We start from the raw sequence: 16,853 nt of genomic DNA, 5'->3' as shown, positions 1-16,853 counted from the left end.
GTTATTCTGTTCTCAGGCTTTTTACGGGGTTCATGAAAGCGGCTTTAACCGCATGGAAGCTTACAGTAAGTAAAGTGATCAATATGGCACCGATGCCTGTGACGGCAAAGAGCCACCATGGGAGGTTGCTCCGGTATTGATAGTTCTCCAGCCAGTTGTGCATGAAATAATGTGCTGCCGGAATAGCTATCCCTAAAGCGATCATCACCAGCACCACAAAGTCTTTCGACAGCAAACGCCATACATTGAATGCAGAAGCACCCAATACCTTGCGTACACCTATTTCTTTGGTTCGTTGTTCTGCGGTGAATGATGCCAAACCAAAAAGCCCCAGGCAACTAATGAAAATGGCCAGTGTGGCGAAGAAGGCAGCCAGCTTACCGATGCGTTCCTCCGCCGCGAATTTTGCCGCATATTCCACATCCGCGAATTTGTAATCGAAAGGAACACCGGGAATGATCTTTTTAAAAGTGGCTTCTATGGCAGACAGCGCTTTCCCGGCTGCTACCTGGGGATCCAACTTAATGTTGATCCAGCGCAGCTCCTTCTCCATGCGAAATACAGTAGGCAGGACCGGCTCAAAGGGCGATTCCATTACCATGTCTTTTATTACGCCAATGATCTTATAGTAACGGGCTTTGCGCCAGGCTGTTTCCCATCGTACAACTTCTCCCACGGGATCCTTTAATCCCATTAGCTTAACCGCCGATTCATTCAATACGATGGCAGCGGAATCTCCTGCCAGCTCTCCCGAGAAATCCCTGCCGGCTACAAATTGCCAGCCTACTGTTTTGCCGTATTCCTGGCTCACGGCCAATGTACCAAAGCTGGGATCAAAAGAAGGGGGCCTGCCTTTCCAGTCGAACCCACCATTCGATTGCCATATACTGGTAACCCGCCCACCGGATTCAGCTAACTCCGCAATAGTGCCTGTTTTCTTGAGTTCATTCCTGAGCAGTACGGACTTCCCGCGAAAGTCGGCCGATTTTTTCCATACCATGAGCAAGCCTTCCCGGTTATAACCCACCGGACGGTCTTTGGCAAAAAGGATCTGCTTATAGACCACCATGGTGCAGATGATTAAAGTAACGGATACGGTAAACTGCATTACCACCAGCGCTTTACGGGGAATAGCGGCAAAACGGCCTGCCCGGAAAGTACCTTTCAATACTTTTACTGGTTTGAAGGAAGATAAATACAGGGCAGGATAACTGCCGGCCAACAGGCCGGTAAGCAGTATAAAAGCGCTACAGCACAACCAGAAACCGGGGTTAGACCAAAGCATGGTCATTTCTTTTGCCGCCAGTTCATTGAACCAGGGTAAAGAAATGGTAACTATAAATAGGGCCACCAGAAATGCCAGTATCGTGGTGAGCAGCGACTCTGTGAAAAACTGGATGATCAGTTGACGTCTTACCGAGCCCACCGCTTTGCGGATGCCTACTTCCTTTGCACGTTTTTCAGAACGGGCCGTGCTCAGGTTCATAAAATTGATACAGGCCAGCAATAATACAAAACCACCGATGATGCCTACCAGCCATACAAATTGAATAGCCCCCCCTTCTATAATACCTTCTTTAAAAGAAGCATACAAATGCCATTTGCTCATGGGATATAGAAATACCTGTGGTTTCCGGGCTGCCTGCTCTTTATAATTATCCAGGTTTTTAGTGATGTTGATCTCTGCGTCTTTAATATGGTCCGATACTTTTTCGAAATCAGCACCCGGATTTATTTCAGCATATACAAACAGGAATTGGTTATCCCAGCTCTGTTCTTTTACCCAGGGGTTCATGATCATATACAGGTCGAAAGGGGCAAAGAACTTTGCTTCCTGGAAATGGGTATTCAGCGGCAGGTCTTCGTATACACCCGTCACTTTTACGGATGTGCTGTTATTCAGTTTGATCGCTTTACCCATGGGATCTGCCTTACCAAAAAGTGCTTTAGCGGTTGATGCTGCCAGCAAGACGGAATGAGGCTCCTGTAAGCCATGGTAGTTGCCTTTCAGCATATTCAAGGTGAGCATTCCGGGAGCGCCGGCATCTATAAACTGTCCTTTAGCGGCGAGTTGTGTTTCACCGCCGGACAGATTCACCTCTTCCGGTGGCCTGGCTGTTACTACCTGCTTAAATTCCTGGCGCCAGGTTGTTTTCAATTCCATCGCCAACGGGTAGGGTAAATAGTAATTGCTGTTGATGGTTCCATCCTCCATCATATGCTTCATTACCCGTGCGATACGGTCATAATTACGGTGGTATTTGTTGAAGGACAGTTCATCCCATATCCACAGTCCGATCAGCAGGGCTACCGACATGCCGGCGGCTAAGCCGGCGATATTGATCAGCGAATGGACCTTGTTCTTGACAAGGTTGCGGAAGGCGATGGTAAAGTAGTTTTTGAGCATAGTGGGAGGTTTAGGCAACCGGATAGTATGGTCAATGGCTCCAATAAGGTGCCAGTTACCAGCTAATTAGCGTTCAATATATTACATAAGATGCTTTTTTAAAAGCGTCCGGTTTTGATACGCCTGATGTCCTTTTTCAGGCAGCGGTAAAAAATCGTTAAATAGTGCTACCTGCTTGCAAGGCTGCCCGGCGCTGGATATTTTTATTACATGAAGCACTTACTGGTATATGCAGTTGTAACCCTAACCTCCATGGGGACTGCCTTATCGCAGCAAACAAATTATAAAAACCTCGTATTGGAAGGCGGCGGTGTCAGGGGCTTTGCCTATGCCGGCGCTTTTGAGGTATTGGACAGTCTGCAGATCCTGTCGAACATAGAAAGAGTGGGTGGTACTTCTGCCGGAGCCATTCAGGCCACCTTATTGGCGGTAGGCTATACACCCAAAGAAATACTGGATTTAACGGCCTATATAAAACCACAGGAATTCAATGATGGGTCCTGGTTTATAGGATCGGGTGTGCGCAGGCTCACCAAAGAATTTGGCTATTATAAAGGCGATAAGATTGCGGTGTGGATAGAAGAACAGATAAGCCGTAAGACAGGTAATGGCCGTATTACTTTTGCCCAACTGCACCAGCAACGGAAAGCAAAAGGATATAAAGATTTATATATAACGGGAACGGATCTTACCTATCAATCCATCCGCATATTTTCCTGGGAGCAATACCCCGATATGTGTATTAAGGATGCGGTGCGTATTTCCTTGTCCATCCCGCTGTATTATAAACCGGTATTGATAGATGACCGGGGCAAGGTGTATGAGAAAGCGGCGCCCGGGCAAACCCTGCACATGATGGTGGATGGGGGTGCACTGAGTAATTATCCCTTGTTCATGTTCGACTCTACCCGGTACTTTATGGCTGATGCCAAAAGGACTAACCAGTATTGGGAAAACCCGGAAACGCTGGGCCTGATGATGGAAACGCCTGAACAGATCGCTTACAATCAAAGACGGTCGGGTAAGTATCCCATTCCCATCAGGAGTATTAAGGATTACATGAAGGCTATGTATGTAACGCTTATTGATAAGGCCAGTCCGGAAGCAGAAGGAAATAATCAATACCGCCGTACTATTACCATCAGTACGCTCAACTATTCCGGCCGGGTGCGTAAGCTGCCCAAGAAAGTGGTGAATGACCTGCTGGAAAGTGGGCGGGAAGGGGCGAGAAGGTTCTTTAATGTGAATGCTGGTAGCGCGTCTGCCGCCAACATGACTGTAAGGGCACGTTGAGTGATTTACCCAGCTTTCTTGGCCGTAATAGCTGCAATGCGGTGGATATTACGAACCTTACCACTTTCCTGTACCTTCCACAAATCATATTTGGTTTGAAGATCCAACCAAAAGCTGGCTTCTACTCCAAAGCCTTTCTCAAGGCGTAAGGCCATCTCTGCGCTAATGCTGGCAATTTCATTGACTATTTCAGAAAGCTGTTTGCGGCTGACTTTTAAGTCTTGAGCTGCCTTTGTAATAGTAAGATTCATTTCTTTTAAAATGTCCTCCCGGAGGATTGCCCCAGGGTGAACAGGTTTCATATTACGTTTCATGGTTTGTAGTTTTGATCTCATTAATGATAATCAACATAATTCACCAGGTGTACATCCTCTTTTTCAAACCGGAAAATGATGCGATAATTTCCGGTTACAGTTACCGACCAAAATCCCTTCAAGCTACCTGATAAGGCATGGAGCTTATAGCCAGGGATCCGGCGTAGTGGCTCCAATGTTTTGGCTGTATCTAACGCCATCAGGATTCGTCTTATTTTTTCCACCTGTTCAGCCGGAAGTTTGGAAGGGTCGTCTTTTTCCCAAAAGAGTTTCAGTCCTTTGTGCGCTATGGAGGCAATCATTGGCAAATATACGTCGTAACCCTTAGGGTTACAAATATTTTTCTAAGCTACTTCAGGCAGGCTGCGCAAGCTGCCTAAAAAGTGACCTGCTGGAGAGTAGTAGGGAAGGGGCGCGGCGGAAAACAGCTTCCCATTCTTATTGCCCCTTTTTAGCAAGCAATGTCTTGATCCGTTGCCTTAATTTTTCAATTTCGCTGTTGCGCTCAGTTAATTTTGTTTCTAATTCAATATTGTAAAGGAGCACTGAGTCCAAACGGGTAAGAGCGACATCGAACATAAGTTCGAGCTCTTTTTTGGTAGAATCCAGGCTTGCATAGGCTGCTTTCAATTTTGCGCAATCCTGATCTGTTGGTATAGATCCTGTAATGGAAGCGGCAGTCAAATGGTTGAGTATTGTTTTTTGTCCAACAGTATTTACCTTATTGTCATGGCAGGAAAGGAGGGAGATAGTTATTACTGATGACAGTAAAATACCTTTATTCATAAGAGTAGTTTGGGGTTGTAAGGGTACAAGAAGCGTGACGCCTGGAGCGGAAAACGGGGCTCGAACCCGCCACCTACGGCTTGGGAAGCCGTCGCTCTACCAAATGAGCTATTTCCGCTTATTGCTATAAAGATACAGCATAAAAAGATTCCCTGTATTATTATCCCACAATACCGGTTCGGAGGCGGGTAATGTCAGTCTGCCCATCTTTTATGTCAACTGGTACGCAGGGCAGTTTTCTCCCTACCACATTTCATTAGCTTTACGGCCTCATATCTATAGACAGCCAGGGCACCACCCATCTGCTCACGGCTGTCACTGTGTACTTTTCAATCCAATGATCTGCGAAGGTGCTGCTGATTGCAGGCGGGTATTTTACCTGCCCGGGATTTTTCATGTATAAACTAAACACATATTGTACAATTTTTTTACAATGAAGACTACACTGAGGTTTGTGACGTATGGCCTGTTGCTTTTCTTCCTGAGCAACCTTTACGCAGGCGCCCAAACCGGAAAACAACTTTCCGATTATTCACCCGGCAGTGCTGCCTGGAAGGCACTGATCAGGGAAAAGATCAAAAGTAAAGCGCCCCAAAAAAAGACTGCCAGGCGTATGGCGTCTGTTGCTATGCGCGAAGGGGCTTCGCTGGCTGCGCCGGCCTGTTTCGTTCCGGTCGATTCTTCCTATACTGCTTTGCCAAGGAATAATGACGGCAGTTCGGGGCCTATCACCCTGCCATTTTCGTTCAATCTGTATGGTGTGCAGTATAACCAGGTTTACATCAATACCAATGGTGTGCTGTCTTTTCTTGATCCCATCGATGCGGGCATTGCGCTTCCTCTTCCTACCTATGAACCCGTTATTGCCCCTTTCTGGGCCGATATTGACACCGAAAATCCTGTCAGTGGGCAGATCTATTATAAAGTAACTCCTACGCACCTGATCGTTACGTGGGACCATGTGGGTAATTCTTATGATTACGATGGTCCGGTGAATACTTTCCAACTGATCATGGGGGTGCCGGGCGATGAACTCCTGGGGCCTGGCGTGAACCTGAAAATGAATTACGCCGATATGCAATGGGCTACGGCTTTTGAAGGCGACTTTCCTGCACTGGTAGGTATCAATGGTGATTTCAATACGAATTACAGGCAGATCGGCCTCTTTGATACAACGGATAATAGTTATGACGGGCCTGGTGGCCAGCGTGATGGTATTGGATACCTCGCTAATAAATGCTTCGCTTACGATGTAACCACGCTCACCAATATTCCGCCCCGGTTAAATTTCAACAATTCAACAAGGCTCATCGAACTCAATGTAGGTGATACGATCGAGGTGGAGCCTGCTTTCACGGCTCCCGAGCCAGGCCAAACCGTGACAACGCTGGTGCAGATCGATGGTGAAGAAATATGTAATCTCGAACATTCGGTGACCAATGGGGCAATTTCCAAAGTAAAGATCCGCATTATCGGTGACGTGTGTAATGCAGGTGTTCATATCCTATGGCTGGTCGCGTCTGATAATGGCAATCCTCAACAGTGTACAACCATCCCGCTGATCATCTGGGTGAAGCAGGATGTGCCGGTGATCGATTTCCCCACACCTGTTGATGAAGATGGTGATGGCCGCTATCCGCTCAAGGCTACTGCCAGCGGCGGACAGTCCATCGGTTATGAGGTGGTGTCAGGCTATGGGTACATAGAAGACGATACGTTAGTAGCAACCGGGGTTGGTTATATCCATGTTCGTGCTAGTGTTGAAGGTATCGAAACTCATGTTTTCAAAGATGTGCTTGTTTGTGTGCCGGCTAAAAAGCCGGGACCGATTGCCGGTGATACCAGGGGATGCCTTGGTTTCAAATCGGTCTATGAAATACCAAAAATTGAAGGTGCGCTCAACTATAACTGGTCGGTGGATGGCGGTATCATTGAGTTTGTTGATAATAAAGCCACGGTGACCTGGAAATCGCTTGGTAGTCACCAGGTATCCGTTTCCTATACTACTAATTGTGGTCCGGCAGCGCCATCCGCTACTTTTGCTGTAGAGGTGATAACCGATACGCTTACCGGATCTTTCACCAAAATGCTTCCCTCCGATGGTAATATCAATGTTACTTTTCCGCTTACGTTCTCGTGGTTCCCGATTGAAAAAGCGATCACCTATGACATTTATATATGGCCTGAGGGTGAGGCACAGCCTGAGGAGCCGATGATCGACAATATCACCAATATTAATTACACGCTTTATAGCAGTGACAACCTGGAATATGGTAAATCCTATCAATGGCGGGTAGTAGCCAGGGCCAATTGCGCCCTGTTGGAAAGCCCGGTACAGACTTTCCAATTGCGGTTCCTGCCCGACCTGGTCCCTTACAATATTCAAATACCGGCTGATGCTTTCTCTGGTCAGCCGATCACCATCAGTTGGCAGGTGAAAAATACAGGTCCGGGCTCTACGCTCGACAGGGAATGGATCGACAAGATCTATCTGTCTATTGATGAAATATTGGACGAACGGGACATCCAGGGTACTGTCCGTTTGAATCCAGGCGCGCTGAACAGTGGAGGAAGTCATCTCAATTCGGCCACTTTCAAGCTGCCTGATGGTATCAACAACAAGTACTATGTTTTTGTGGTGGCCGACTATTATGGCCAACTGCCTGAAAAAGACAAGTCAAACAATACTGCCAGGAGCGCCACGACTGTCCATATTCAACTGACGCCGCCGCCCGATCTGCAGGTGAGTACAGTAACGCCTCCCAATAATGCCTTTTCGGGCCAGCAGGTGGAGGTGATCTGGACGGTTACCAATGCCGGCACGGGCAAAGCCAGTAGCTTTGGCTGGAACGATGTGATCTATCTTTCCAAAGAAGAGGTACTGAATACAGGCAATGCAACCCAACTGGGAGTTGCATTTCATAGCGGTGATATAAATGCAGGCGGCTCTTATACCCAAAGGACCATTGTCCGTTTGCCTGATACCATTTCCGGCAACTATTATGTTCATGTGGTGACGGATTGGAACAATTCGGTCTATGAACATGCTACTGAAGACAACAATACCGGCAGGAGTGGCTTGGTGAATATCATTATGGCGCCGCCTGCAGACCTGGTGGTGACCAGGGTAGATATTCCTGGTACTGCCCAAACGGGTGGTAAACTGGCGATGAGCTGGCGTGTGGAAAATGCGGGCGGATCATCTACCAGGGGTACTTACTGGCAGGATGATGTGTATCTTTCCCCAACACCCGAATGGAACAAACAGACTGCTATTCGTTTGGCCGAAGTTATAAGATCGTCAGGCCTTGGCGCCGGCGATGAATATTTTGTTGAACGGGAGTTTATAGTACCTAACAATATTACCGGTTCCTACTACGTGATCGTGAAGACAGATGCGTTCAATGACATCTATGAGCACCATGCAGAAGATAATAATATGGGGCGTCCTGCCCAGCCGTTGCTGATCACTACGCCCGACCTGGTCATATCTAACATGGTGGCGCCTGCTGCGGGTATCTCCGGTCAGTTGATGAACATGGAGTGGAGGGTGAAGAACAATGGTGATGGTGTGCTGGAGAATACCAAAGTAACCGACCGTATCCTGATCAGCAAAAGCCCTACGTTTGACGAGGCCAACAGCCAGGTAGTGAAGATGGTGGCTTATCAGACCGGGCGCATTCCGGCCGGCGGGGACACTTTGCAAAAAACTGTGGTTGTTTTGCCGGAGGGAATTGCAGGTAGCTATTACGTATATGTTCAATCAGATTATAAGGACACGGTGTTTGAATCGGGCGGCGATAATAATATCCGCCGCAGTGCTTCTCCTGCTGTGATCACCCTCGGACCCTGGGCCGATCTGCAGGTAGGAACTGTGCAGGCGCCTGATACGGCAGCAGCAGCTGATTTTGCGTCCATTTCTTACACTGTTTACAATAAAGGCAACCGGGCTACGAATGACAGTACCTGGACCGACAAGATATTTGTTTCCGTGAAGTCTGTGTGGGACCCAGCCAACAGCGTCATGGTGCGCGAGATCATACAAAAAGCCAATATTGGCAAGGATAGCTCTTACAAGGTTTCCACTACTGTTGCGCTGCCTGGTAATATCGGTGGTGCTGATTACTATGTGTATGTTCTTACCAATGCAGGTAAGCAGGTGTATGAACATAGTGATTCGACCAACAATACCGGCAGGAGTAATAAACTATATATTAAGAAGTATCTACCGGTTGACCTGGTGGTGACTTCGGTAACTGCGCCAGCGGCTGGCAAGTCGGGTACGCTAGTTACAGTAAAATGGGCTGTAAAGAATGCCGGTGAAGCCATTACGCTTCCCAATCAATGGAATGATGCTGTTTACCTGTCGGTTGATACGATATGGGACAGCAACGACCAGTTGGTGAAATCATTTACTCACCGTGGACAACTGCCTGCCAATACTGCTTATACGAATGAGCAGGAGATTATGATCCCCAATGGGCTTTCGGGCCAGTATTATTTACTGTTGGCAACCGATCAGCAAAACCTGAATTATGATGCCGATACTACCAACAATTATGGATTGGTGCGGCCCCAGGGTGGCGGTAATAATGATCCTGTACCTATTGGTATTGAACTGACGCCTCCTGCCGACCTGGTAGTGACAAAGTTCACCTCACCCGATGAAGGTTTTGCAGGTCAACCGGTTGTTGTAAAATGGGCCGTTAAGAATAATGGCGCTGGGATTACCAATAAAGGTAGCTGGACAGAAAAGGCCTATCTGTCTAAAGACGTTAACTGGGATAATGGCGACGAAGTGCTGGGTACTTTCATCCGGAAGGAAGCTTTGCCTGCTGGTGCGCAATATGAAGACAGCCTGGAGATATCCCTTCCTTCCTCCGCCATCGGTAATCATGTACTGATCTTCAGATCGGATATCAATGACAATGTTTATGAACATGGTGCAGAAGAGAATCTTGCTACAGCTTTGATCACCATCGTAAAAGACAATTTATCGGACCTTGTGATTACCGATGTGCAACTGCCCGGAACTGGTATGGCCGGTGGGGAAGCTGTTGTAAAATGGAAACTGAAAAATGTGGGTGTCAATCCGGCCAGGGGTTTCTTCAAGCAAAGTGTTTTTCTCTCCACGGATACTTCCAAAGATATTTCGGATGTACTGGCAGCCACTGTTACGCTGAAAACCAACCTGGCGCCCAATGCGGTGCTTGAGCAATCGCAAACGATCAGTCTGAAAGGCGTATCACTGCGTGATTATTATGCGTTGGTACAAGCTGATGTGTTCAATAATATCGCTGAAACGAATGATTCCAATAATCTTACTGCTTCCCTGCTGCCACTGCGTGTAACAGTGGAGGAATTAGAGCCTGAAAAGGAAAAACAAGGTGAACTGCGTGTCGGCAGGGACCTGTACTACCGGATCGAGATCCCTGATTCGCTGGCCGGTGAGTCGTTGCTGGTTACCCTGCAGGGCGATACTACAAAGGGCGACAATGCGCTGTACATCCGTCATGGCGAGGTGCCAAATATGGCCATTCATGATTTTGCCAGTGAAGTACCCTACCAGGCCAACCAGGAGATCATTATCCCTGCCCTGGAGGTAGGCACTTATTACCTGATGATCAACGGCCGTATGCGCTCCAATGAAGTGCAGCCCGTGAAGGTAAAAGCATCTGTGCTTCACTTTGAGATCAGGTCGGTAGAAGCGGCTGAAGGCGGCAATACGGGTGCGGTCACCATCCTGGTGAAAGGCTCGAAGATGGGTGGTGTAACGAAGCTTCACCTGCGCAATGCAGCGGGTAGCATCATCGCAGACCATATCGAGACCATCGATCCTACCAGCCTGTATGCACGTTTTGATCTGAATGGTGCTGCTGTAGGTGTGTATGATGTTGTCGCAGAGAATGAAGCCGGTGATACTGCTATTCTTGAACAAGGGTTCACGGTTGTAGCAGGAGCTGTTCAACTGAGCACCAATGTGCTCACTCCGCCTAATACAAGGCCTTCCAATATATTAAGCATCCAGGTTGAGTTTGCTAATACTGGTAATACAGATATTATCAATCCGGTGGTACGGCTCACCAGCCTGGGCGGAGCGCCCATTGCGCTGAAGCCGGCCGACCTGACCAATGCCGGTAAAGAGCTGACGCTGACCCTGCAGGAAGTAGGCGGACCAGCCGGTCGGCTGCGGCCCGGTGCCAAGGGTACCATCATCGTGTATGCGAAAGCCACTACCGTGCTGGGCTTCATGCTGGTGGACAACGAAGAATAACAATCTAAACATCATTCAATAAAAGATCAGTCATGAAAACGATTCTTATAACCAGGGTTATCTCATCCGCCGGCAAGCGTGCTATTGTTTGCTGCGGGCTTATGCTGGCAGGCATGTTGTCGATGGCCCAGGTAAAGCCGGTGGCAGGTTTTGAGGTCATCAGCCGGCAGCCAATGGCCAGTGGCGAAGCTGGCAGGATGGCGATAAACGCAGGCAGCAATGTAATAAGGGTAAAACCTGATACCAGTGCAGGAAAACGGGTATACCGTGTTGAAGGCAAAGGCATGAAAGCCATGGTGCCGGCTTTGAGCCAGGCAGATGTGGCAACAGCAGGCGGCAGGATATGGGTGTATGGCGATTCTGCTTTCAGGCATTCGGCCCCCTTTGCTTATGCAAGTGTTTATAATGCCAGCGGCACTCTCATCAGATCACTGGGCCTGTTGGGCAAAAAGCCTTATGTGGCGGCAGTGGCGGATAATGGTTCGATGGCTTTTGCCGGTAATACCGCTAAAGACGGGCCGCCCGTTTATACCATTTCGTTATATGATTTGAACGGTAATAAACGCTGGAGCGCCAACCTGCCCGGCGCCTGGCCTACGGAGGTATTCATTGCGCCCGATCATCAATACATAGCAGTGTCCATATTCATCCCGGAAGAGTATACCAGTAAATTACTGGTGTATGATGCTACGGGAAGACTGTTGCATACACTCCGCAGCAGTGTTTCGGGCGTTGCTTTCCTTGCCTCTAAAAAAATGGTCGTTACTACCAACCAGGCGTGGGTAATATATGATATGAGTGCCGGTTTCAGGCAAATACAGGTGGGCGCATTGCCTGGCGTAACGGTTGGCCGGTTTCCGGTGATCGCTCATCCTTCTGCAGATATATTCCTGACACTTTCATTGAGCGCCTCTAAGCAACAGGTAAGCTTGCAGGCGTATGATGCGCGGACAGGTGCGCTGTTATCACAAGGTGAATTTGCCAGCAAAGGATACCTGCAACCTTACCGGCAGCTGGAGATCGGCAAGGATGGAAATATACAGCTTAGCACAGAAAGTGAAGTAGTAACATTAAGGTTGAAATAACACAATACAATTCTGAATATATGAAACATATTATACGCCTTCGGTTGATGATCTGCCTGCTGTTCATGGGCGCCATGATGAGCAGCCTGCCGATGTGGGCGCAGGTGCCGGCACAATTCGAGTTATTGGCTACGATGCCCCATATTGGTAAAGCATCGATGGAAGTGATATGGACTAACTCGCCCGGCGCTACTGAAACGCAAGTACGGCGCAGGGAAGGAAGCGAACCCTGGAGTAACTGGGTTAGCGTAGGAACGCTTACCCGGTTCACAGACTTTGCTTTGTCTGAATCGAAAACATATTATTACCAGCTCCGGGAAAAGGTAGGAGGTGTGTGGAGCGTCCCTTCCAATGAAAAGGGAAACGGGTTCACTAAAAAATGGCCTGTACTGAAACCTGGTAGCACCACCGGCGAAAGCCTTGAAGTGTTGAACGGGTTCGGTGAAGCGATCAAGGCGGGCGGTGATAAATATTTTCATGAAGGAGTAGATATGAACGGGGAAAGCGCCGTGCATGGTGAAACAGTACGGGCGCCTGCGGGTGGCATCGTGGCAATCAGCGGCGGCCAGGGTAGTGATATCGGCGTTGTCGTCGTTATATCGATCAATGGTGCATTTCAGGCATATGAATTTAACCACTTGCAATCCATCGATCCCGCTGTGAAAAAAGATCACTCCGTAGAGGTGGGTCAGGTACTGGGCACTATATACAGCGGCGGCTGGACCATCATGTCTTCTCATACCCACTTTGGTTATTTCGATGATCTCGTTGATCCTTTTGCCAGCACGAAAAACCCTTTTACTTTCTTTAATGCGCCTGCACACAGAGATCCGCAAATGTCTCCACCGTTCGTACTGGATGTGAATGATGACGGAAGGGATATCAGCTTCCTGAAAACACCGGGTGAAATCAAATATTTTGAGCCGGAGAAAGTACACAACGGAGTTGACATCGTAGTAGAGGCAGTAGACCAGCAATCGTCGGATGCGCCCTATACCAGTCCCGGTTATGTTGGATATTTCATCCAAAAGAATGAGAAAGGCGCCTGGAAACAAGCTGTCAAAACGGCTGCAAAACCTTATGTGGTATATGATTCGAAGATATTTTATAAATCAGATGCAGACAATGAGAACACTGAATTTGTATCCAAGATCATGGATTTCCGGGAAGAAACAAAGAGTAAGAAACCCACCAGCACACCGAATGGATACGACTGGGAGCAATGGTTCTCTTATATAGTCACGAATACCAAAGGAGAGGGGGGGCAGATCGCTGAGATCGACGATAATGAATGTTTTGCTACCGATGCCCGGGAAACAGTGTCGGAACCCAATGGCTATACCTACGGTTATCTGCTGGCAAGATGTATCGACGAAGCTAAATTTGCCGATGCGAAGTACCGGGTGGGTATTGTACTGAAAGACCTGCTAACACAAGCGCCCATAAAATACAAAGAATTCAGGGTCGATAATTTCCGCCCTTATGCCAAGATCGTGCAAATAGAAGGTGGTGCTTTCAAGTACAAGGCTACCTGGAATTGGAAAGCCAGCGCCGATCAACTGATATTGCAGGAAGAAAAGAACGACAAGAAGGCCTGCGGCGTTATCCGGATCAAGATCACGATGAGTGAAGAAATGAAAGATGTTATACTGGAAGTGCCTTCGCTGGGTTATAAGGAACAATCATCTTCAGGAGGATCCGACGGAAAGACATTTGAATTTGAGATACCGGCAGAGTTAACGAAAGATGGACCCGAGGGACCGCATAAGCTGGAGATCGACGGGCATGATATGAACGGTAATGCGCTACAGGGTTTTACCGATAAAAGCCCCAGGTCGGGCGAAATGGTCGATAAACGTCTTATCGATGGAAGTTGGGTATTACCCAATGCTGCAAAAAAAGATAATATCCACGAGTTTAAGCTGCTGGTGATTCTCATCGATGTGGTAGCCAAGCCTGCTTCTTCCTGTGGTAAAAAAGATGGCCAAGCCACGATCAACGCATATGGCGATGAAGGACCTTTTGAGTATAGTGTAGACGGTTCAAAATTCCAGTCTTCCAATGTGTTCAAAAACCTGGCAGGTGGCTGGCACCAGGCCATCGTTCGGAAAAAGGATACTGACTGTGAGTACACGCAGGACTTTCACCTGAAGGATGGTAACCTGGAGGTACAGGTATCGGGTTTTGGTTCTGTGGAGTTCTGTGAAGACCAGCGTCCTACGATCACTTTGTCGGCCTCGGCCAACGGCGGTTCGGGCGATTATGAATACAGCTGGCCGGGTGGAGTGCTGACAGTGAGCGGGTCGGGTTATTATACGGTAACGGTGACGGATAAACAAACCGGTTGTAAACGGACAAAGGGCGGTAAAGTTACTTTCGTACCTATTGTATGTTCCCGCGACCCCAATGATATTGTAGGGCCTGAGGGTTATGGTCCCGGTAAGATGGTGGCTAAATCTCAGCGTCATACTTATATGGTGCGCTTTGAAAATGATCCGGAATTCGCTACTGCCCCGGCACAGGTGGTAAAGATCAACCACCCAATTGATAGTAATGCGAACCTGTATTCTTTGCGCCTTGGTGATTTTGGCTTTGCCGGCATGACCTTCCCGGTACCTGCTGACAAGACTTATTATTCAACGCGCCTCAATGTGATGGATTCTTTGGGCGTGGTGGTAGATGTTACGGCGGGTATTGATGTAAATAAGAAAGAAGTGTTCTGGATCTTTGAATCCAAAGACCCGGCCACCGGGCTGCCGCCTGCCAATGCTATGCTGGGCTTCCTGCCCATCAATGATTCCACCGGCAGGGGAGAAGGCTTTGTAACTTATACTATTAAAGCAGCCAATCATACGAATACAGGCGACAGCATTCATGCCAAAGCCAGTATTGTTTTTGATGTCAACGCAGCCATTGAAACCCCTGTTATTTTCAATACCATTGATGCCCTGCCGCCGGTAAGCCGGGTGAAAGCATTGCCTGCTACCAGCAAGAACACCGATTTCCGCGTAAGCTGGAGCGGACAGGATGATGCAGGTGGCTCGGGCCTGCGTGATTATGTGCTGTACGTGTCGGAGAATGGCGGCACATTCAAGGCTGTACAAGCAGCCACCACCGATACGGCGATCACTTTCAGCGGTACGCCCGGCAGCACCTACAGCTTCTTTACGTTGTCATCTGATAATACGGGCAACCTGGAAGGCATCAAGCATGCCGGAGAGGCTACCATCAAAATAGAAGACGCTTGTCCGGCAGAGATCTGTAATGGTGTGGACGACGACTGTGATGGTGAAGTGGATGAAGGCTTTACGAAATACACGTATTTCAGGGATACTGATGGGGATGGTTATGGGTCAACACAAACCATTACTGTTTGTGAAACTACAGCGCCCGCAGGTTATACCACTGTACAAGGTGATTGCAATGATAATGATAATACCGTAAACCCGGGTGCTACTGAGATCTGTGATAATAACAAGGATGATAACTGTAATGGCGAAGTAGATGAGAACTGCGGCATCACCCGCTGGTATTACCAGGACATTGACCGGGATGGCTATGGCCGTGAACAGGGGGCCCGCTTGTCTGATAAGCCGATACCCGGCTGGGTACTGGTAGGCGGTGACTGCGCCGATTGGGACGCTACGGTGAATCCGGGTGCTGCGGAAGCTGCCAATGGCCGTGATGACAACTGTAATGGCCAGGTAGACGAAGGATTGCCGATGCTGCGGTACTATATGGACGTAGACCGTGATGGATATGGCCGTGATGATAATTCGAAACTATCAGCTATTCCGCTGGCCGGTCATGTACTGGTGAATGGTGATTGCAAAGATTGGGATGCTACGGTATATCCTGGTGCTCCTGAACAGGCCAATGGTTTTGATGATAACTGTAATGGACAGGTAGATGAAGGATTGCCCATGCTCCGGTATTATATGGATGTAGACCGTGATGGTTATGGCCGCAATGATAATTCGAAACTATCAGCTATTCCGCTGGCCGGCCATGTGCTGGTGAATGGTGATTGCAAAGATTGGGATGCTACGGTATATCCTGGTGCTCCTGAACAGGCCAATGGTTTTGATGATAACTGTAATGGTCAGGTAGATGAAGGATTGCCTATGTTGCGGTATTATATGGACGTAGACCGTGATGGTTATGGACGTAATGAGAACTCCAAGCTATCCGCTATTCCGCTGGCTGGCCACGTACTGGTGGGTGGTGATTGCAAAGACTGGGATGCTGCGGTGAACCCTGGTGCTGCGGAAGTAAAGAACGGCCGTGACGACAATTGTAACGGTCAGGTAGATGAGCAACTGATCACCAGCACACAGGGGGCCAGAGAAAGTGCCGGCAAGCAGGCGCCTGAAAGCCCTATTGCAGCAGCAGGCGAGTTCCATGTAGTGGTATCGCCGGTGCCCAGCTATTATACCTTTACTGTGCACCTGCAACAGGGAGAACCGTTGGAAAAGATACGTATCCGCGTATATGACCAGGTGGGCAGGTTGGTGGAAGTAAGAGAGAACCTTGCCATTGGCGCGAGGATCACACTGGGTGGTAATTATGCAAAAGGGCATTATATCCTCGAAGCAGTGCAGGGCCGCAACAGGAAGCTGATCAAGTTGATCAAATTGTAGATAAGGAAAGGAGAGATGTTTTTCCGCAGAGTCCCCTTCGGGAGACTCTGCGGA

Annotated in this window: 8 protein-coding genes and 1 tRNA gene; 4 read left to right on the top strand and 5 right to left on the bottom strand. The window is 48.4% G+C overall.

The annotated features are described in order from the left end of the window. Nucleotide 1: 1 nt before the first annotated feature. Nucleotides 2–2,407 (bottom strand): ABC transporter permease, encoded by a 2,406-nt coding sequence (locus HB364_RS23350; protein ID WP_167290750.1) that lies wholly within the window; start codon nucleotides 2,405–2,407, stop codon nucleotides 2–4. A 210-nt stretch (nucleotides 2,408–2,617) separates the two neighbouring features. Between HB364_RS23350 and HB364_RS23345 the strand changes: the two genes are divergently transcribed. Further along, nucleotides 2,618–3,700 carry a patatin-like phospholipase family protein gene (locus HB364_RS23345; protein WP_167290749.1) on the top strand — a complete coding sequence of 361 codons (1,083 nt, stop codon included), beginning with the start codon at nucleotides 2,618–2,620 and terminating at the stop codon, nucleotides 3,698–3,700. A 5-nt stretch (nucleotides 3,701–3,705) separates the two neighbouring features. Here HB364_RS23345 and HB364_RS23340 read toward each other — a convergent pair whose 3' ends face one another. The 4 genes from HB364_RS23340 to HB364_RS23325 form a co-directional block, all read right to left on the bottom strand. Continuing rightward, nucleotides 3,706–4,014, bottom strand: coding sequence for a HigA family addiction module antitoxin (locus HB364_RS23340; RefSeq protein WP_167290748.1), 309 nt, complete (start codon nucleotides 4,012–4,014; stop codon nucleotides 3,706–3,708). Nucleotides 4,015–4,034: 20 nt separating this feature from the next. Then, entirely contained in the window at nucleotides 4,035–4,316 is a 282-nt protein-coding gene (locus HB364_RS23335) for a type II toxin-antitoxin system RelE/ParE family toxin (protein ID WP_167290747.1), read from the bottom strand. Nucleotides 4,317–4,452: 136 nt separating this feature from the next. Beyond that, on the bottom strand, nucleotides 4,453–4,800 hold the full coding sequence (locus tag HB364_RS23330; RefSeq protein WP_167290746.1) for a hypothetical protein: 348 nt from the start codon (nucleotides 4,798–4,800) through the stop codon (nucleotides 4,453–4,455). A gap of 42 nt (nucleotides 4,801–4,842) precedes the next feature. Further along, a tRNA-Gly gene (locus tag HB364_RS23325) sits at nucleotides 4,843–4,918 on the bottom strand. A 315-nt stretch (nucleotides 4,919–5,233) separates the two neighbouring features. Here HB364_RS23325 and HB364_RS23320 point away from each other — a divergent pair. Genes HB364_RS23320 through HB364_RS23310 form a run of 3 tightly spaced genes read left to right on the top strand, consistent with a single transcriptional unit; the run spans nucleotide 5,234 to nucleotide 16,799 of the window. Further along, nucleotides 5,234–11,074 carry a CARDB domain-containing protein gene (locus tag HB364_RS23320; protein WP_167290745.1) on the top strand — a complete coding sequence of 1,947 codons (5,841 nt, stop codon included), beginning with the start codon at nucleotides 5,234–5,236 and terminating at the stop codon, nucleotides 11,072–11,074. A gap of 32 nt (nucleotides 11,075–11,106) precedes the next feature. Further along, entirely contained in the window at nucleotides 11,107–12,159 is a 1,053-nt protein-coding gene (locus HB364_RS23315; RefSeq protein ID WP_167290744.1) for a YncE family protein, read from the top strand. Nucleotides 12,160–12,179: 20 nt separating this feature from the next. Further along, a complete protein-coding gene (locus HB364_RS23310; RefSeq protein WP_167290743.1) occupies nucleotides 12,180–16,799 on the top strand; it encodes a MopE-related protein in 4,620 nt (1,539 codons plus the stop codon). Nucleotides 16,800–16,853: the final 54 nt, after the last annotated feature.

Origin of the sequence: Paraflavitalea devenefica, from assembly GCF_011759375.1 — a bacterium.
GTDB classification, from domain to species: Bacteria; Bacteroidota; Bacteroidia; order Chitinophagales; family Chitinophagaceae; genus Paraflavitalea; species Paraflavitalea devenefica.
This window is presented reverse-complemented; position numbering and strand designations above follow the sequence as displayed.

Excerpts from the sequence above, each read along its gene's own strand:
- HB364_RS23350 (WP_167290750.1), bottom strand. The coding sequence starts at position 2,407 with ATGCTCAAAAACTACTTTACCATCGCCTTCCGCAACCTTGTCAAGAAC.
- HB364_RS23310 (WP_167290743.1), top strand. The coding sequence starts at position 12,180 with ATGAAACATATTATACGCCTTCGGTTGATGATCTGCCTGCTGTTCATG.
- HB364_RS23340 (WP_167290748.1), bottom strand. The coding sequence starts at position 4,014 with ATGAAACGTAATATGAAACCTGTTCACCCTGGGGCAATCCTCCGGGAG.
- HB364_RS23320 (WP_167290745.1), top strand. The coding sequence starts at position 5,234 with ATGAAGACTACACTGAGGTTTGTGACGTATGGCCTGTTGCTTTTCTTC.
- HB364_RS23345 (WP_167290749.1), top strand. The coding sequence starts at position 2,618 with ATGAAGCACTTACTGGTATATGCAGTTGTAACCCTAACCTCCATGGGG.
- HB364_RS23335 (WP_167290747.1), bottom strand. The coding sequence starts at position 4,316 with ATGATTGCCTCCATAGCGCACAAAGGACTGAAACTCTTTTGGGAAAAA.
- HB364_RS23330 (WP_167290746.1), bottom strand. The coding sequence starts at position 4,800 with ATGAATAAAGGTATTTTACTGTCATCAGTAATAACTATCTCCCTCCTT.
- HB364_RS23315 (WP_167290744.1), top strand. The coding sequence starts at position 11,107 with ATGAAAACGATTCTTATAACCAGGGTTATCTCATCCGCCGGCAAGCGT.